The 18,716-nt window shown below is 41.9% G+C and carries 19 protein-coding genes; 17 read left to right on the top strand and 2 right to left on the bottom strand.

Features of this window, described 5'->3' with window-relative positions; all coding sequences use genetic code 11:
* Nucleotides 1-576, top strand: a 576-nt coding sequence (locus tag LKJ51_RS04710; protein ID WP_291980146.1) for an amino acid permease, incomplete at its 5' end; no start/stop codon positions are given.
* A gap of 57 nt (nucleotides 577-633) precedes the next feature.
* Here LKJ51_RS04710 and LKJ51_RS04705 read toward each other — a convergent pair.
* The gene (locus tag LKJ51_RS04705; protein WP_291979294.1) at nucleotides 634-1,341 is read right to left on the bottom strand and encodes a type 1 glutamine amidotransferase; all 708 of its coding nucleotides are present in this window, start codon (nucleotides 1,339-1,341) and stop codon (nucleotides 634-636) included.
* Complete coding sequence (locus LKJ51_RS04700; RefSeq protein ID WP_291979297.1) at nucleotides 1,341-2,678, bottom strand: Mur ligase family protein; 1,338 nt, start codon at nucleotides 2,676-2,678, stop codon at nucleotides 1,341-1,343. The genes LKJ51_RS04705 and LKJ51_RS04700 overlap by 1 nt, the downstream gene beginning before the upstream one ends.
* A gap of 174 nt (nucleotides 2,679-2,852) precedes the next feature.
* On the opposite strand from LKJ51_RS04700, the gene LKJ51_RS04695 reads away from it, so the two are divergent.
* The 16 genes from LKJ51_RS04695 (at nucleotide 2,853) to atpD (ending at nucleotide 18,708) form a co-directional block, all read left to right on the top strand.
* On the top strand, nucleotides 2,853-3,440 hold the full coding sequence (locus LKJ51_RS04695) for a thymidine kinase (protein ID WP_291979299.1): 588 nt from the start codon (nucleotides 2,853-2,855) through the stop codon (nucleotides 3,438-3,440).
* Nucleotides 3,441-3,449: 9 nt separating this feature from the next.
* On the top strand, nucleotides 3,450-4,532 hold the full coding sequence (gene prfA, locus LKJ51_RS04690) for a peptide chain release factor 1 (protein WP_291979311.1): 1,083 nt from the start codon (nucleotides 3,450-3,452) through the stop codon (nucleotides 4,530-4,532).
* Complete coding sequence (prmC, locus tag LKJ51_RS04685; RefSeq protein WP_291979301.1) at nucleotides 4,525-5,388, top strand: peptide chain release factor N(5)-glutamine methyltransferase; 864 nt, start codon at nucleotides 4,525-4,527, stop codon at nucleotides 5,386-5,388. Before prfA ends, prmC begins: the two co-directional genes overlap by 8 nt.
* 5 nt (nucleotides 5,389-5,393) lie before the next feature.
* Nucleotides 5,394-6,413, top strand: a complete 1,020-nt coding sequence (locus tag LKJ51_RS04680) for an L-threonylcarbamoyladenylate synthase (protein WP_291979303.1) — start codon at nucleotides 5,394-5,396, stop codon at nucleotides 6,411-6,413.
* Nucleotides 6,414-6,490: 77 nt separating this feature from the next.
* A complete protein-coding gene (gene upp / locus LKJ51_RS04675) occupies nucleotides 6,491-7,126 on the top strand; it encodes a uracil phosphoribosyltransferase (protein ID WP_102168056.1) in 636 nt (211 codons plus the stop codon).
* A 115-nt stretch (nucleotides 7,127-7,241) separates the two neighbouring features.
* On the top strand, nucleotides 7,242-8,972 hold the full coding sequence (gene ptsP / locus LKJ51_RS04670; RefSeq protein WP_291979306.1) for a phosphoenolpyruvate--protein phosphotransferase: 1,731 nt from the start codon (nucleotides 7,242-7,244) through the stop codon (nucleotides 8,970-8,972).
* A 136-nt stretch (nucleotides 8,973-9,108) separates the two neighbouring features.
* On the top strand, nucleotides 9,109-10,170 hold the full coding sequence (locus LKJ51_RS04665; RefSeq protein WP_434737680.1) for a YibE/F family protein: 1,062 nt from the start codon (nucleotides 9,109-9,111) through the stop codon (nucleotides 10,168-10,170).
* 2 nt (nucleotides 10,171-10,172) lie between these two features.
* Nucleotides 10,173-10,946 (top strand): YibE/F family protein, encoded by a 774-nt coding sequence (locus LKJ51_RS04660; protein ID WP_291979307.1) that lies wholly within the window; start codon nucleotides 10,173-10,175, stop codon nucleotides 10,944-10,946.
* 146 nt (nucleotides 10,947-11,092) lie between these two features.
* Nucleotides 11,093-12,385, top strand: coding sequence for a solute carrier family 23 protein (locus tag LKJ51_RS04655; RefSeq protein ID WP_291979309.1), 1,293 nt, complete (start codon nucleotides 11,093-11,095; stop codon nucleotides 12,383-12,385).
* A 294-nt stretch (nucleotides 12,386-12,679) separates the two neighbouring features.
* On the top strand, nucleotides 12,680-13,387 hold the full coding sequence (atpB, locus tag LKJ51_RS04650; RefSeq protein WP_291980145.1) for a F0F1 ATP synthase subunit A: 708 nt from the start codon (nucleotides 12,680-12,682) through the stop codon (nucleotides 13,385-13,387).
* A 25-nt stretch (nucleotides 13,388-13,412) separates the two neighbouring features.
* Nucleotides 13,413-13,631 carry a F0F1 ATP synthase subunit C gene (atpE, locus tag LKJ51_RS04645; RefSeq protein ID WP_003666561.1) on the top strand — a complete coding sequence of 73 codons (219 nt, stop codon included), beginning with the start codon at nucleotides 13,413-13,415 and terminating at the stop codon, nucleotides 13,629-13,631.
* 46 nt (nucleotides 13,632-13,677) lie between these two features.
* The gene (atpF, locus tag LKJ51_RS04640; protein WP_291979786.1) at nucleotides 13,678-14,196 is read left to right on the top strand and encodes a F0F1 ATP synthase subunit B; all 519 of its coding nucleotides are present in this window, start codon (nucleotides 13,678-13,680) and stop codon (nucleotides 14,194-14,196) included.
* Nucleotides 14,186-14,728, top strand: coding sequence for an ATP synthase F1 subunit delta (gene atpH / locus LKJ51_RS04635; protein WP_291979787.1), 543 nt, complete (start codon nucleotides 14,186-14,188; stop codon nucleotides 14,726-14,728). Before atpF ends, atpH begins: the two co-directional genes overlap by 11 nt.
* Before the next feature lie 29 nt (nucleotides 14,729-14,757).
* Nucleotides 14,758-16,293 carry a F0F1 ATP synthase subunit alpha gene (gene atpA / locus LKJ51_RS04630; protein ID WP_291979788.1) on the top strand — a complete coding sequence of 512 codons (1,536 nt, stop codon included), beginning with the start codon at nucleotides 14,758-14,760 and terminating at the stop codon, nucleotides 16,291-16,293.
* A gap of 31 nt (nucleotides 16,294-16,324) precedes the next feature.
* Nucleotides 16,325-17,260 (top strand): F0F1 ATP synthase subunit gamma, encoded by a 936-nt coding sequence (locus LKJ51_RS04625; RefSeq protein WP_291979789.1) that lies wholly within the window; start codon nucleotides 16,325-16,327, stop codon nucleotides 17,258-17,260.
* 23 nt (nucleotides 17,261-17,283) lie between these two features.
* On the top strand, nucleotides 17,284-18,708 hold the full coding sequence (atpD, locus tag LKJ51_RS04620; protein WP_291979790.1) for a F0F1 ATP synthase subunit beta: 1,425 nt from the start codon (nucleotides 17,284-17,286) through the stop codon (nucleotides 18,706-18,708).
* The last annotated feature ends 8 nt before the right edge of the window (nucleotides 18,709-18,716 follow it).

Here is an 18,716-nt window from a genome sequence, read left to right as displayed (position 1 = left end):
AGCGTTATCGGTAATTGTGGAGCGCTGATTATCAAGGTTGGACTATTGATTTCTTTATTAGGAGCATTACTAAGTTGGTTTATGATTGGGCCAGAGATCGCTTACGTTACCAGCATGGATCATGCAATGCCGAAACCGTTCAAGCTTATTAATCGGCATAACGTTCCTGGATTTGCCCTAATTGTCTATACGTTAATTATGCAATTGATCTTGGTAGTGCTTCTCCTGCCACAACTACAGACTGCCTATACGATTGCATATACTCTTGCGGCGACGACCACGTTAGTAGCATACTTACTATCAGCTTTGTATGGCCTTAAGTTAGCGATTAAGGAATCCTATGGCTTTGGATTTAAGCTGGTTGCGATTATTGCGTCCGTTTACGCGATTTACACATTGTTTGCTACCGGAATTGAATATGCCTTTGCGAGTGCAATTATCTTTGCGCTTGGGATCCCACTTTACTTAGCGGCTTCTCCAAAGATGAAGAAGTTTGAAAAAGTAATTGCTTTAGTGATTGGTGTTGCCGGGATTCTGGCATTAGTAATGATTATTCATGGTGGAATTAGCTTTTAACTAAAAGAAGACAGGTCTTGTAGATGAAAAACCATCTACAAGACCTGTCTTCTTAAGTTAAAATGTTGGTTTAATTGTTAACTGTTCTTGTTTGCTAAAGTCTTCTTCTGGGTACTTGTTGTGGAGTGCTGCGAGTAGAAGGTGCTTAGCAATTTCACCATTCCGGGTAAGAATCGGACCATGGAAGTAGGAACAATAGACTTCCTTGAAAATTGCCCCTTCAGTTTTATCCTGACCATTATTTCCGTGGCCAGAGATTACCTTTCCTAAGGGACGTTCGCCCTTTCCCAAGAAGGTCATCCCGTTATGGTTTTCAAAGCCATGATACTCGTCACCAGTTTGTTCATTTTTAATGGTGATGTTACCAATGAAGCGGTTATGGTCTTGGCTAAGGGTGTAGTGAGGGAGGATGCTTAATCCAGGAATCCGTTCGCCGTTAGCACCAATGTAATATTGACCAAGTAACTGATAACCACCACAGATTGCGAGCAGGGGTTTCTGATTGTCAATAAATTTCTTAATTCCGGCCTTTTTATTAGGTAGATCCTTTGAAACCACGAATTGCTCGTAGTCTTGACCACCACCAAAGAGTGCAAGGTCAAATTCATCAGGATTAAATTCTTGACCAATACTAATGACCTTCACCGAAATGTCAGCATCCATTTGCTTGGCATAGTATTGTAGAGCGATGATATTTCCAACATCACTGTACGTGTTCAAGAGGTTGCCGTATAGGTGGGCAAGATTAAGATGATATTTTGGCATTAGTCCATCCCTCCCTTAATGTAGCCTTTTTCTGCCAATTGCTTTCGGAGTTGAAGAACGGCGGTGTAAGTAGCGAGAATGTAAACGTGCTTAGTTGGCATTTCCTTAATTTTAGCAATCACGTGGGTTAAATCAGGTTCATGCCACATTTTATCTACACCAGCCATTATTAAGCGGGTCGTAATGTCCTTATAGCGCTCCCCACCGGTCATGTACTGGGGAATTTCGTGCTTAACTAGTTTTTCAAAATTACCGTCCCAGATCCAACTGGTATCAATCCCATCGGCATAGTTGGCGTTTAACAAGAAAGCAAAACTAAACGGCTGCGGATCAGTCTCGATCATGTCGAGAACCTGGTTAAGGCCGACCGGGTTCTTAACGAGGATTAAGGTGACCTCTTTGCCATCAACGTTAATTACTTCTTGACGCCCGAAGACCCGTTCGTCAGATTCAAAGGCATCCTTAATTTGTGCCTGGCTAACACCAAGGAACCTTCCAAGGGCGTATGCTGCTAAAGCATTGTAGATGTTATAAAGACCACCAATACCAATCTTGTACTTTTCACCGTCGAGCTCAAAGGTTGAACTTGTTGGTGTTAGTTGGTCAAGTTTTGTAACAGCATAGGTGAGTTTTGGTCGTTTGAATCCACAATGGGGGCAGAAGTAATCCCCAAGGTTAGCGTAAGTCCGCATCCGGTATTTTAGGATATGCTGACACTTTGGACAAAGGAGACCGTCAGTGTTTGCGGGAGCATCGAATGGTTCGTGGTGCTCATGATTAAACCCGTAGTAGATGATTGGGTTCGGGAGATCCTGACTATTAAACAATTGCTCGTCACCATTGGCGATAATGGTAGCCTTTGGTGCTAGCTTAACCCCGTTAAGGATCTTCTTATAGGTTGTATAAATTTCTCCGTAACGATCCATTTGGTCCCGAAAAATATTAGTGAAGATGAAGGCGATTGGGGTGATGTATTTAGTGACCTTCACCACGTTAGCTTCATCGACTTCGAGAACTGCCAGTCCCTTCTTCTTCGGGCGAGGGGCAGTAATGAATGTAGTAACAATTCCTTGCTCCATGTTAGAGCCAGTTGGGTTAGTTAATACCTGATCGTACTTTTCACGGAGAACCCGAACACTCAAAGAGGTTGTAAGGGTCTTGCCGTTAGTACCAGTAACAATTACTAAATCATACTTTTTACTGAAAGCTTGGAGAATATTTGGGTCAAGCTTAAGCGTTAATTTCCCGGGTAATGAACTTCCACCATTCATGAAAGTATGCAGGAACCAATAGCTTGAGCGACCAGCTGCTTCAGCAAATGAACTGCGTAATGACATGTATTAAAAATCCTTTCAGCAAATTAGATTACGACTAATTTTAATCTTTAATTACTTAAAAGAAAAGTGTTTCGGATTAATATTAAGAAACCATTACGCGGAAGCTAAGTATTTAAATGAAAAATGCTTTCAGATATAATAGATTTATCTATGTGTTTAAAAGGAGTGTGAACCGTGGCGCAACTATTTTTTAAGTATGGTGCGATGAATTCTGGAAAGTCCATTGATATTCTTAAGGTCGCTCATAACTATGAGGAACAAGGGAAAAAAGTTGTCTTGTTGACGAGTGGCGTCGATAATCGTTCAGGAAGAGGGGTTATCGCAAGTCGGATTGGCCTTTCGAGAAAGGTTCAACCGGTAATGGATGATACGGATATTTATGAGTATGTTCGTCAACTAGATCAAAAAATCTATTGTGTCCTGATTGACGAAGCACAATTCTTAAAGAAACGGCACGTTCTTCAATTAATAAAGATTGTTGATGAACTTCACATCCCGGTAATGACGTTTGGGTTGAAGAATGATTTCAAAAATGAATTATTTGAAGGCTCAAAGTACTTATTAATTTATGCCGACAAGATTGAAGAAATGAAAACGATCTGTTGGTTCTGTGGGAAAAAAGCAACGATGAACTTGCGGGTTCATGACGGTCAACCGGTTTACGAAGGTGAGCAGGTTCAGATTGGCGGAAATGAATCCTACTATCCAGTTTGTCGTTATCATTATTTCCATCCAAAACTAAAGGGAAAGGGAGAGAAATAACTTATGGAAATGGCTGAAATTTTTGATAAGCTGCAAGCAGTGGCTGATCGATATGATGAATTAAACGAATTAATTAGTGATCCTGAAGTTATTGCTGATTCACAACGGTTTATGAAGCTTTCAAAGGAAGAGGGAAGTTTACGGGAGACCGTTGAAAAGTACAACGAATATAAAAAGGTAACTCAGACAATCAAAGATGATGAGGAATTGTTACGCGAGAGTGACGATCCTGATTTAACCGAATTAACAAAAGATGAGTTAAACAGCGCTAAGGATCAACAAGCTAAATTGGAAAAAGAGTTAGAGATCCTCTTGATTCCAAAGGATCCAAATGATGACAAGAACATTATTATGGAAATCCGTGGTGCTGCTGGTGGGGATGAAGCAAGCCTATTTGCGGCTGATCTTTACAACATGTACCTTCACTATGCCGAAAACCAAGGATGGAAAGTTGAAGTTGTTGATAAAAGTGAAACCGAAGTCGGTGGCTTTAAGGAAATTGCCTTGATGATTACTGGTGATAAGGTTTACTCAAAGTTGAAGTTTGAAAACGGCGCTCACCGTGTTCAACGGGTCCCAGTAACCGAATCTGCTGGTCGGGTTCATACGTCAACCGCAACTGTTGGAGTAATGCCAGAAGCAGAAGACGTTGATGTTGACATCGATCCAAAGGACATTCGGGTTGATGTTTACCGTTCAAGTGGTGCCGGTGGACAACACGTTAACAAGACTTCATCAGCGGTCCGAATGACTCACTTGCCAACTGGAATTGTTGTTGCAATGCAGGATGAACGTTCACAACAACAGAACCGGGCAAAGGCAATGCGGATTCTGAAGTCACGGGTTTACGACTACTACCAACAAAAAGAACAGAGCGCATACGATGCTAAACGAAAAGATGCCATTGGTACTGGTGACCGTTCTGAACGGATTCGGACATACAATTACCCACAAAACCGGGTTACCGATCACCGGATTGGCTTGACGCTGAACAAGCTTGATAAGATCATGTCTGGTGATTTAGACGAAATTATCGAAGCATTGATCGTGGCGGACCAAACCAAGAAGTTGGAACAATTACGAAATGAGTAGTAGCAAGACCTACTTTGCAGCTCAACAGTGGGCACGGGAACGGCTGGCTGATGGGGAGGTTGATCCTCAGGCACCGCAATTCTTGTTAAAAGAACGTCACGGGTGGGATGATACCCACTTATTACTCCACAATCGAGAGCTAATGCCTGCAGCTGAGTGGCAATGGTTTCAAAAGGCAATTAATCGCCTGCAAAATTCAGAACCAGCTCAGTACATTGTGGGAAGTGCGCCATTTTATGGACGTCACTTTATGGTGAATCAGGATGTCTTAATCCCAGAGTCTGAAACGACAGAATTGGTTGACTGGGTCTTAAATACAATGCCCACCGATTCCTTGAAAGTTCTCGACCTTGGCGCAGGAAGCGGTGTGATTGGCATTACCCTTGCTTTGGAGCGACCAGAGTGGGATGTTACTCTTAGTGATATTTCAGCTGCAGCGTTAAAAGTTGCCCAAAAAAACGTTCAGCACTTTGGACTTGATCTAAAATTAGTTAAGAGCGATCTTTTCGCTAATCTAGCCGACGAAAAATATGATTTGATTGTGACAAATCCCCCTTATATTGCTCCAAACGCCACTGATGTGATGGATAGAGCAGTGATTAAGTTTGAACCTGATCTTGCTTTATTTGCGGATGAAAATGGCTTAGGTTTTTATCATCGGCTTTTTAAGACAATTGCTGATCATTTAAGGGCGCAAGGACAGTTGTTTGGTGAGACTGGTTTTGACCAAGAAGAGTCAATTCAGGAGTTATTACACCGAGTAGATAGTGGAGCACAGATTGAACCACGGCATGATATTGCCGGGAAAATGAGGATGATACACGCATGGGATTTTTCAAACGCAGGAGGAAAGTAGAAAGAATGGATACGAGGATTTTTCATTTAGATGAAATCGATCAAGCAGCTAAAGCCATTCAAGATGGCAAATTAGTTGCCTTTCCTACAGAAACGGTTTACGGCTTAGGTGCGGATGCAACTAATGAAGATGCCGTAAAAAATGTTTATTTGGCAAAGGGACGGCCAAGTGATAACCCGCTGATTGTCCATGTTGCCTCGATTGAAATGGTGGAAAAGTACGCCAGTGAAATTCCAGAAAACGCCCGAAAATTAATGGCAAAGTTTTGGCCAGGCTCATTAACGATTATTTTGAATATCAAAAAGGGTGTTTTATCCAAGACGGTTACTGGTGGCCTATCGACGGTTGCCTTTCGTTTCCCTGATTGTCAGCCGACGCTCGACCTAATTAAGAAGGCTGGGGTTCCAATTGTTGGACCATCTGCTAATACCTCAGGGAAGCCAAGCCCAACGACTGCCCAACACGTTTATCATGATCTTCATGGCAAGATTGCTGGAATTATTGATAATGGTAGGACTCGGGTAGGTGTTGAATCGACCGTGCTTGATATGTCGACTGATCAACCGGTAATCTTACGTCCGGGTGCAGTTACCAAGCAACAGATTGAAGACGTGATCGGGTCAATTGATTTGAACCATCACCACGTTGGCAAAAACGAAACCCCTAAGGCACCGGGGATGAAGTACAAGCACTACGCACCCAATGCTCAGGTTTATATTGTTGATGAGGGGACTGATTGGAAGCAGGTTGTTGATTGGATTAAGAAGCAACCCTTTGATGTTGGAATGATGGCAGAAGAAAAGATCTTACAACATTCAACATTACCAATGAACGCCATCCAATTCTCATTAGGAAAGAATGTTGAAGATGCTAGTGCACGACTGTTCGACGGTCTTCGTCAATTTGACGATCAGCCAAACGTAAAAGCAATCGTTACCCAAGCGTTTCCAGCAAAGGACCTTGGTCGAGCATACATGAACCGGTTAAACAAGTCCGCTGGTGGCGAACATTTCACTGAAAAATAAAAAAAGTTACCTATTTGTTATCAAATAGGTATTTTTTTTGGTAAAATAGGGAAGAAATTCAAAGGAGTGTATTAGGCATGGGTAAATTTGAAGTGATGGATCATCCATTAATTCAACACAAATTGACAATGATTCGGGACAAGAATGTTGGAACAAAGTTTTTCCGTGAAACTGTAAAGGAAATTTCAACATTGATGGCATATGAAGTTGCTCGTGATATGCCATTAAAGGATGTCGAAGTTGAGACTCCAATTGCAAAGACGACCAAGAAGGAATTGGCAGGGAAGAAAGTGGCAATTATTCCAATTCTCCGTGCTGGTTTAGGAATGGTTGATGGGATGACTGATTTAATTCCAGCAGCCAAGATCGGCTTTATTGGAATGTACCGTGACGAAGAAACTTTGAAGCCACATGAATACTTTGTGAAGCTACCAAATGATATTACTGAACGGCAATTATTCATTGTCGATCCAATGCTTGCTACAGGTGGTTCAGCCATGATGGCGATTGAAGCATTGAAGAAGCGTGGTTGTTCTGAAAAGAACATGAAGTTTGCATGCTTAGTCGCCGCTCCAGAAGGGGTTAAGGCGGTTCGTGAAGCATATCCCGATGTAGATATTTATGCTGCCGGCCTCGATGACCACCTTAACAAGGATGGTTACATTGTTCCTGGACTGGGTGATGCTGGTGATCGGCTCTTTGGTACAAAGTAGTGTTTATAAGTGAGGAGACTGGGGATGAACCTGGTCTCTTTTGTTGTTTAAAGATAAACTGGTTTCCCCTATAATAGGTGTAAAGCGATTTCTTCAAAGAGGGGAAATAGATAGAATGACTTTGAAAATGACAGGAACAGCGGCAAGCAATGGCGTGGGGATAGCGCCAGCTTACATTATTGATAAACCAGATTTAAGCTTTGAAAAGCGTCGAATTAGCGATCCAGGTACCGAAATTCAACGCTTTAAGGATGCTTTAAATTCAATTAGTGATGATTTGAAGAAATTGAAAATTGCGGTAACTGGTCGCCTTTCTAAAGATGAATTAGCGATCTTTGACGTCCACATTGAGATCCTAAATGATCCCGAAATGTTTAATCAGGTAATTACCCGGATTCGTAGTCAGCGGATCAACGTGGAAACGGCATTTGAGGAAGTTATTTCCCGGGTAATTCATGAATTTGAGGCAATGACGGGAAATAAATATATGCAAGAACGAGCAACAGATTTTGCTAGTATCCGGGATCAAGTGTTGGCAAAGCTTGAGGGAAAACAGTTGCCTAATTTGCAGGCCATTGATCATCCGGTAATCGTTGTGGCTCACATGATTGGCCCATCGGATACTTCTCAAATGGACGCTAAGTTTGTTAAGGGAATTGTCACCGAGGTTGGGGGAAAGACCAGTCATGCGGCAATTATGGCCCGTTCACTGCAGATCCCGGCAATCGTGGGATGTAAAGGAGTTGTCCGTCAGCTAAGAAATAGTGAGCACGTTATTGTAGATGGCTTTTCAGGGACCACCATTATTGCTCCGGAGCCTAATCAGGTAAAGCATTACCAACAAATCGCCAGCCAATATGCGGCAGAGAAACTTCAGTGGGCCAAGTTGGTTAACAGCCCGTCGGTAACTAAAGATGGTTGTCAGTTGACGATTTCAGCTAACATTGGTTCATCTAATGATATTGCAGCTGCTGTGAATAATGGAGCGGATGAGGTTGGTCTTTTTCGAACCGAATTCTTATACATGAAGAGTGAACATTTACCAACGGAAGAGGAACAGTTCACTGCATACAAGAATGCGGTCGAACAACTAAACGGCAAAGCGTTGGTGGTTCGGACGCTTGATATTGGTGGAGATAAGCCACTGACATTTATGCCGTTACCACATGAATTAAATCCATTTTTAGGTTACCGGGCAATTCGGATCTCATTAGACCGGCCAAAGATGTTTCGGACACAATTACGAGCACTAATTCGGGCATCACAATTCGGTGAGATTAACATTATGTTCCCGATGATTACGACCTTGGAAGAACTTCAAGCAGCTAAAAAGATCTATTACGATGAGTTACGGAAGCTTCGTCAGGATTATCCACATATTGGCAAGAAAATTAAGCTTGGCATTATGATTGAAGTCCCCTTAGCTGCATTGTATGCTGAACGATTGGCGAAGGAAGTTGACTTCTTTAGTATTGGAACCAATGACTTGATCCAGTACTGTTTTGCGGCTGACCGCGGGAATGCTTCTGTATCGTATTTGTACCAACCGCTAAACCCGCCATTCTTGAAGTTGATTCATCATATTATTCAGTCAGGTCACCAGCACAACACGACGGTAGCAATGTGCGGTGAAATGGCTGGTGACAGGTTAGCACTACCCCTCCTAATTGGAATGGGGTTGGATGAATATTCAATGAGTGCAACGTCAATTTTACGAACGCGTTCAATGATGAAAAAGCTAGACACTCATGAATGTCAACAACTTTACCAAGAAGCAGTTACTAAATGTGAAACTGCGGAACAGGTTCGTGAGTTGGTGGAAAAATGGTTGATTACAAATAAATAGCATTTATTAAGAGTAATGATTACGATTACTCTTTTTTTGTTTTAAATTAAGTAGTAAAATGCTGAGTAATTGATAAAAGGAAGTGAAACGCGTGATAATTAAATGGTCACGGCGAAAAATCTACTTAATAATTGGAATGATTGTTTGTGGCCTTCTGGCAATGCTTTTTGTTACTCACAACCAGCGCCTTTATCGACAGCCAATTGCGCAAGTTGTTAGGGTAAGCAATGAAAAAAAGCAGCGGACAGAAGATGAATTTAAGAACGTCGATCACCAAACCACCCAAAAGATTACCGCGGTTTTGATGAACGGGAAGAACCGTGGTGACCAGGTAAAAGTTCAAAATACGTTTAGCGATTCTCAGCCGCTAGATCAGGAATATAAGGTTGGTAACCAGCTATTCCTTTCTCAATTAAGAAGGGATCATGGTAAATTAACTGCCAACCCAGCGGGACCTAAACGTGATTCGGTGGTTGTCTTTCTTGGTTGGCTTGTCGTTACTGTCTTGCTACTGACAATGGGAAAGGCGGGGACGTTTGCGCTTGTTAGCGTAGTGATTAACACAATTTTGTTCTTGCTTGCAGTTTCCCTAGATTTACATAACCAGGGAAGTCATGTCCTCTTGATTTTCTCTGGGTTAGCCTTGATTTTCACGGTAGTAAGTCTCTTTTTAGTTCTTGGGCCAACCAAGAAGATGCTGGCGACTCTTGGAGCAACGATTGCCGGAACAACAATCGCCATTCTGGTCGGGGTTCTTGTGCTTCACCTCACTCATAATCGTGGTGTTTATTACGAGTCAATGCAGTATGTGACGCAGGTACCGCGACCACTTTTCATCGCAGAAATCTTATTGGGCTCATTGGGGGCAGTGATGGATGAATCGAGTGATATTGTTGCAACCCTTTTTGAGTTAAAGCAGATTGACCCGAATGTTTCGCGAACGCAGCTATTCATGTCGGGGAGAAGTGTTGGTAAGTCCATTATGGGGCCACTGGTAAACGTTTTGTTCCTCATTTTTATGGCGGATACCTTCACCAATAGTTTGCTTTACCTGAAGAATGGTAATTCATGGGGGTATACCTTTAGCATGAATATGAGTTTAGGGATGGTCCAAAGCCTAATTAGCGGCATTGGGATTGTTCTTGCGGTTCCAGTAGTTAGCGTCTTGGGAGCAATTCTTTTGGGAAGAAGGAGATAATAATGAGTACTATTTATGCATTAGGGTTAGTCCTGCTTTTCTTAATGGTCCTTGTCGGGGGGAAGCAAGGCTGGCGCTCCTTCCTCAGCATTTTACTTAACTTTGGTTTCCTATTCTTTGCGATCGTGCTAATTGAATTTCATGTTCCGCCGATGTTCGTCACTGCGGTAACGGGGATCACGATTCTTGCAGTGACGATCTTTATGGGGGAAGATGATTTGCGGATAACGGTTACCGCTTTTTATGCCTCATTGATTGTTTTGCTAATTTTGATTATTTTAATTTTCTTCGTTAGTCATTGGGCGATGGTTCAAGGCTTTGGGAATGAAGATAGTGACGATCTTGAGGGAATGTCAATTTTAATTGGGATTAGTTACTTGAAAGTTTCGGTCACCGCAATTGTTATTAGCACGTTGGGAGCCATTGCGGAAGCATCAATTGCAATTTCTGCCGGCTTAACTGAGATCCTTGAAGTGCACCCTAAAATTAATAATTCACGGCTGATTGATGGTGGAATGGCGATTGGGAGACAAATTATTGGAACAACATTGAATACCCTTTTCTTCGGTTTCTTTGGTGGCTTTCTTTCGCTCTTTATCTGGTTTGCGGGTCTTCATTATTCGATTGGAACAATTTTTAATAATAAAATCTTTGTTGCTGAATTGATTGAGATATTGATTTCTTTCCTTGGCGTTCTCCTAACAGTGCCAATTACATCATTGGTAATGGTCAAGAGAAGGGATCAAGTCATTGACAAATCAGCAGAAACGAAGTAGTATTGCTTCTAAATATAAAACCTTTAAAAGGGGTCCCGTGAGGCCTCAAAGGTGCGGTTAAAGTACACTACAATCACTTGTAGGAAAATAAAGCAGCTTTGAGGTCATCACTCAAGCTGCTTTATTTTTTAGGGAGGGAAGTATTCATGGCTCATCGTGATAATGTCGTTTTAGACGTTGATGAAAAGCCCAAAACAGGTCAATGGATTGGCTTGTCACTTCAACACATGTTCTCCATGTTTGGTTCCACTGTCTTGGTACCAATTCTGGTTGGACTGAATCCCGGAATTGCACTTTTTAGTTCCGGTGTTGGTACGTTAATGTACCTATTGATTACTAAGCACAAGATTCCGGCTTACATGGGTTCTAGTTTTTCATTCGTTGTTCCAATGATGGCATTGATGAAAACTACTGGTTATCCCGGAATTGCCCAAGGGACGGTTGCCGTTGGGTGTGTTTACCTGATTGTTTCAATTGTGGTTACTCTAATTGGATCCGATTGGATTGATAAGGTATTGCCACCAATTATTGTTGGTCCTGTTGTTGTCGTTATTGGTCTTTCCTTGGCTAGCACTGCTGCTAAGGATGCAACGATTAACTCGTTAACTGGAAAGTATGATTTGCGCTTCTTCGCTGTAGCAATGATTACCATGCTGTTAACGATTGCCTTTAACATGTACTTTAAGGGATTCATGGGCCTGATCCCGATTCTAATGGGGATTGTTTTCGGCTACATTGTTGCCTGTCTATTTGGAATTGTTGACTTTACTCCAGTGGAAAAGGCTCACTGGTTTAGTTTGCCAGCGTTCCAAATCCCGTTTGTTAATTACCACCCACAATTTTATTGGGGTGCGATCCTAAGCATGGCACCAATTGCCTTCGTTACGATGACTGAACACTTAGGTCACATTATGGTGCTTAACGAACTGACTGAACGAAATTACTTTAAGAATCCAGGACTAAACCACACATTGGCAGGGGATGGTACCGCATCCATCATTGCCGGGTTCGTTGGTGGCCCTCCGGTAACCAGTTATGGTGAAAACATCGGGGTAATTGCAATTACAAAAGTTCAATCTGTCTACGTTCTTGCTGGTGCGGCTGCTTTTGCGATCTTCTTCAGTTTTATCGGCAAACTAAGTGCACTGATTGAAACAATTCCAATGCCCGTTATTGGTGGGATTTCTTTCCTTCTTTTTGGTGTGATCGCATCAAGTGGACTTCGTGTAATGATTGAAGATCAGATTGACTTTAACAAGAAGCGGAACCTGATGATTGCATCTGCAATTCTTGTCATCGGGATTGGTAATGCTTACCTTAAGTTGGGTCAGTACCAATTCTCCGGATTAGCAGTTGCTGCTGTCTTGGGGATTATCTTGAATTTGATCCTTCCACAAGAAGCACGCAGTGAAAAAGAATTAACTGAAAAGAATAATTAATTTTAAAATTAAGGGATTGATGAATGTCAGTCCTTTATTTATTTTAAAAAGTATTCAGTGGTTTGCTGTCTCGTTCATTAAAAGATGATTAAAGAATCATCAAAAATAAAAAGACAAATTCCCTGAATAGTGCAGTGGCGATACTTTATTCTGCTAAAAAGCCAGAAATCTTTTTGAATGTTAGCGAAAATGATGATATATTAATATTCGTATATTGGGCTAGTTCGTACACTATACGACGTTCATCCAATTTACAGCCAAATTATTGTTATTAAGGAAAGAGGTGAAATATGAATGGGCGGTGATGCTTTTACTTTTAAGTTTCTTGGCTTGACCTTTAATGCCACTAACATTATTTCAGGACTTGTGATTTATGCAATCGTATTCTTTGTATTATTTGGCATGTCCCGAAAGATTCAAATGAAACCTAAGGGTGCGCAAAACGTTTTGGAATGGCTGATTGACTTTACGAACGGGATTGTTCGTAGTCAAATGCCAAATGAAGAAACCGGACATTATAGCTTTTTAGCCTTTGTCCTCTTTGTCTTCATCTTCTTTGCTAACCAATTTGGGCTGATTTTTAATCTTAGTTGGAATAACCAAGAAATCCTTAGAAGTCCAACGGCGGATCCAGTTGTTACTTTAACGTTCTCATTGATGGTAATTGTTTTAGCCCACTTTGCAGGGATTGCAAATAAGGGCTTTGGTGGTTACCTGAAGGGGTACGTTAAGCCATTTGCATTGATGTTGCCAGTCAATATCATTGAAGAATTGGCTAACTTCTTAACTTTGGGTTTGCGGATCTTTGGTAACATTTTTGCTGGTGAACTGCTATTAAAGTTAGTTGCCGGAGTTGCCTTTTCACATGGTGCTTTGACAATTATTCCAGGGTTCTTGCTTGAACTACTGTGGCAAGGATTCTCAGTATTTATCGGTTCAATTCAGGCATATGTTTTTGTAACATTAACGACAGTTTATATTTCTCGGAAGGTTTCCGAATAATAATCTCTTAAGGAGGAATTTTAAAATGGCATTAGGAGCAATTGCTGCAGGACTCGCGGCTATGGGTGCCGCTATCGGTGGTGGTATTGGTGATGGTATCTTAATCGGACATACTGTTGACAGTATCGCACGTCAACCAGAATTACAAAGTAGATTACAAGCAACGATGTTCATCGGTGTTGGTTTGATTGAAGCCATGCCTATCATCGCTATTGTTATCGGTTTCCTTGTTATGAACAAGTAATCATTTTGATTATTAATAATTTTAAAGAACAAGGAGGTGTCAATAGATGTTTGTGAACAGTGTTTTAGCTGAATCTAATAGCTTATACGTTGGTGATTTGGTATTTTACATCGTTACCTTCATCATTTTGATGTTGCTAATCAAGCACTTCGCTTGGAAGCCAGTTACAGACATGATGAAAAAGCGTGCAGATAAGATTGCTAGTGATATCGATAACGCTGCTAAATCACGTGAAAATGCTGAAAAGATGGCTGCTAAACGGCAAGCTGAGTTACAAAACTCTCACCAAGAAGCTGCTGACATTGTTAACAATGCCAAAAAGTCTGGTGAAGTTCAACGTACTCAAATTGTTGAAGCTGCACAAAACGACGCTCAAGCACTTAAGCAACGCGCACAAGAAGATGCCAAGCAGGCTCGTCGTGACGCATTGAATGGTGCAAAGGATGACGTTGCAAACTTATCTATTGAGATTGCTTCCAAACTCATCCACAAAGAATTAAATGCGGACGATCAAAAAGAATTGATTGATTCGTATATTGAAGGGTTGGTAGATCATGAGTCTTGATAAGCAAACAGTTGCAAATCGTTATGCGAAGGCACTGTTCGAGTTGGTCGATGAAAACAATACTCTCGATCAAACTTATCAAGAATTGACTGCTTTACGTCAAGTCTTTGAGGACAACGCTGCATTGGCCCCTGTATTATCAGGTGTTCAATTATCACTCAGTGAAAAGAAGTCCCTTATTGATGATTTGAAGAAAGGCTTTTCTCAACCAGTTTCAAATTTAATTCAAATGACTTTTGATTATGGCCGGATCAGTGATTTGGTTGCAATCATTGATGAGTTTGAACGACGGTATGACGCTAAAATGAAACGTGTTCATGCTGACGTTGTAACAGCGATCCAACTTGATAAACAACAACGTGATCAACTTAAGACTAATTTGGCGCACAGGTTTGGTGCGAAGGAAGTTGTTCTTCATGAACAAGTTGATCCTGAAATTTTGGGCGGAGTTATCGTACGGCTTAATAACAAGACGTTGGATGGTAGCTTGAGTTCAAAGATTAAGCAGATTCGTCGTTTACTAGTTAGATAATTATCTTATTTCGAAGAGGTGAGACCTTTATGAGCATTAAAACTGAGGAAATCAGTTCACTCATCAAGAAACAACTTGCCAACTACCAAGACAAAGTATCTGTCGAAGAAACGGGTACTGTTACCTATGTTGGTGATGGTGTTGCTCGTGCCGACGGCTTGGAAAATGCCATGGCTGGTGAGTTGCTCGAATTTAGTAACGGTGTTTACGGAATGGCACAAAACCTCGAAAGTAACGATGTTGGTATCGTTATTTTGGGAGATTTCTCTGGCATCCGTGAAGGTGATACCGTTAAGCGGACGGGTCGAATCATGGAAGTCCCCGTCGGCGATGCATTGTTAGGACGGGTTGTTGATTCATTAGGTCGTCCAATTGATGGACTTGGTGAAATCAAGACTGACAAGACACGTCCAATTGAAAAGAAAGCTCCAGGTGTTATGGAGCGGAAGAGTGTTAGTGAACCATTGCAAACTGGTATTAAGGTTATTGATGCCTTGGTACCAATTGGTCGGGGTCAGCGTGAGTTAATCATTGGTGACCGGAAGACCGGTAAGACTGCCATTGCATTGGATACCATCATTAACCAAAAGGGCAAGAACGTTATTTGTATTTACGTCGCTATTGGTCAAAAGGAATCAACTGTTCGTGCGAACGTTGAAACCCTTCGTCGTTACGGCGCACTAGACTACACAATTATTGTTTCAGCTAGTGCTTCTAACCCTGCACCAATGCTTTACATTGCCCCTTATGCTGGTGCCGCAATGGGTGAAGAGTTCATGTACGGTGGCAAAGATGTTTTGATCGTTTATGATGACCTTTCAAAGCAGGCCGATGCTTACCGTGAACTTTCATTAATTCTTCGTCGGCCTCCTGGTCGTGAAGCTTACCCTGGTGATATTTTCTATACTCACTCACGGTTACTGGAACGTGCTGCACGGTTATCTGATGATCTTGGTGGCGGTTCAATGACTGCATTACCAATTATTCAAACCCAAGCCGGTGATGTTTCTGCCTACATTCCAACCAACGTTATTTCAATTACTGATGGACAGATCTTCTTGAACTCAGATGAATTCTATGCAGGTCAACGTCCAGCGATCGATGCTGGTACATCAGTATCTCGTGTTGGTGGGGATGCTCAGGTTAAGGCAATGAAGAAGGTTGCCGGAACATTGCGTTTGGATATTGCATCATATAATGAATTGGCTTCATTCGCCCAATTCGGTTCTGACTTGGATGAAGCAACCCAAGCTAAGTTGTCACGTGGTAAGCACACGATGGAATTATTGAAGCAGGGCTTGCACCAACCACAACCTGTTGAACAGCAAGTTGTTACATTGTTCGCCTTGTCAAATGGTTTCGTTGATAAGATTCCAGTGGATGATGTTTTACGTTATGAAAGTGAACTTGCTTCATTCATGCATGCTAATCACCAAGACCTTTATGATACGATTAAGTCAACTGGTAAATTACCAGAAGGTGACGACTTAAAGAATGCCGTTGCTGATTTCACGGAATCATTCCAAACCAGCGATGACAAGAAGAAAGCCGCACAGAAAAATTAATAATGACTAGTCGAAAGGACGGTGAGATTTAGTGCCAGCTTCACTTGCTGCTGTTAAGCATAAAATTGAATCCACAAAGAGCACGCGGCAGATTACTGCTGCCATGCAAATGGTTTCAACTGCAAAATTGAATCAAATTCAACACCATACTCAGACATACGAAGTTTATGCTGAGAAGGTCAAGAAGATGTTGTCCGATCTGGTTAAATCTCACAACACATCTGCAGCTAGTGCCAGTCATGACGCTTACGCTGCGTTGTTTGAGAAGCGTCCAGTTAAAAAGACTGGAATTTTAGTTATAACATCTGATCGTGGCTTGGTTGGTAGTTACAATAACAATATTATCAAGCAAACCTTACAATTGATGAAGGATCAGAACCTGACCGCTGAAAATACGGTATTTCTGACTGTTGGTAAAACAGGAACTGAATTCTTTAAGAAACGTGGGATGAACGTCGTCTATGAGTATTCAGGCGTTAGTGATGTACCAACATTCCGAGAAGTTCATCAAATTGTAAAGACTGCTGTTCAGATGTATGACGATGCCGTGTTCGATGAAATGTATTTGACTTATAGTCATTACGTTAACCGGATTACGTCCCGTGTACGGGTTCATGATGTTTTGCCAATTACAGCTGAATCGTTAGAGGACGACGTAGAAGAATCTTCTTCAAAGTCAAAGTCCACTGAAGATGAGGCACCAATTACGGCTGAATACGAATTTGAACCTTCGGATACGGAGATTATTGCAGGACTTGTCTCACAATATGCCGAAAGTCTATTGTATGGGGCAATCCTTGATGCAAAGACGTCAGAGCATTCATCAAGTGCTAACGCAATGCGGTCAGCAACTGATAATGCTGATGACATCATTTCATCATTGGAATTGCAATATAACCGTGCTCGTCAAGCTGCAATTACCACCGAAATTACTGAAATTACCGGTGGTATGACAGCACAAGAATAAAATTTAACTGAGGAGGAAACAACATGAGTTCTGGTAAAGTTGTTCAAGTTGTCGGACCAGTTGTTGATATTGAGTTCCCCTTAGATGAAAAACTCCCAGAAATTAATGATGCGTTAAAGATCAAGGAAAGTGATGACAAGACTTTGACCACTGAAGTTGCCCTTGAATTGGGTGACGGGGTAGTCCGAACAATTGCCATGGATGGTACCGATGGTCTTCAACGGGGAATGGAAGTCGAAAACACTGGTGCACCAATTAGTGTGCCGGTTGGTGATGACACTCTGGGACGTGTTTTCAACGTTTTAGGTGAACCTGTTGATAACGGTCCTAAGTTTGGACCAGATGCAAAGCGGATGCCTATTCACCGTGATGCACCTAAGTATGATGAATTAAACAACAATACTGAAATCCTTGAAACTGGGATTAAGGTTATTGATTTGTTAGCCCCATATGTTCGTGGTGGAAAGATTGGGTTATTCGGTGGTGCCGGTGTTGGTAAGACCGTTTTGATTCAGGAATTAATCCACAACATTGCGCAAGGGCACAATGGTATTTCTGTCTTCACTGGGGTTGGTGAACGGACCCGTGAAGGTAACGATATGTACTATGAAATGAAGGCTTCAGGGGTTCTTGAAAAGACTGCCATGGTTTATGGTCAGATGAACGAACCTCCTGGTGCTCGTATGCGGGTTGCCTTAACTGGATTAACCATTGCGGAATACTTCCGTGATGTTAAGGGCCAGGATGTGCTGTTATTTATTGATAACATTTTCCGGTTTACCCAAGCCGGTTCAGAAGTTTCTGCCCTCTTGGGACGGATTCCTTCTGCCGTTGGTTACCAGCCAACTTTGGCTACTGAAATGGGTCAATTACAGGAACGGATTACTTCTACTAAGAAGGGTTCAATTACTTCAATCCAAGCTGTTTATGTCCCAGCCGATGACTATACCGACCCTGCTCCAGCAACGACATTCGCCCACTTGGATGCCACTACTAACCTGGAACGTCGGTTAACTCAAATTGGTATTTACCCAGCCGTTGATCCACTTGCATCAACTTCTACTGCATTAACTCCTGAAATTGTCGGGAAGGAACACTACGAAGTTGCTACTGAGGTTCAACATGTTTTGCAACGGTACCATGAATTGCAAGATATCATTTCTATCCTGGGGATGGATGAATTATCTGACGATGAAAAGGTTATCGTTGCTCGTGCTCGGCGGATTCAAAACTTCTTATCACAGAGTTTCAGTGTTGCCGAACAATTTACTGGTACGCCAGGTAAGTATGTTTCATTGAAGGATACCATTAAAGGCTTTAAGGGTATTCTTGATGGTAAGTATGATGATTTACCAGAAGAAGCATTCCGGCTAGTTGGTACAATCGACGATGCTGTTGAAAAGGCTAAGAAAATGAAGGCTGATGCTGCTGAAGAAGCCGAAGATTAGGAGGGATA

The organism is Limosilactobacillus sp., assembly GCF_022651205.1.
GTDB lineage: Bacteria > Bacillota > Bacilli > Lactobacillales > Lactobacillaceae > Limosilactobacillus.
Note: the sequence above shows the minus strand (reverse complement) of the source record. Positions and strands in the feature narration are given on the sequence as shown.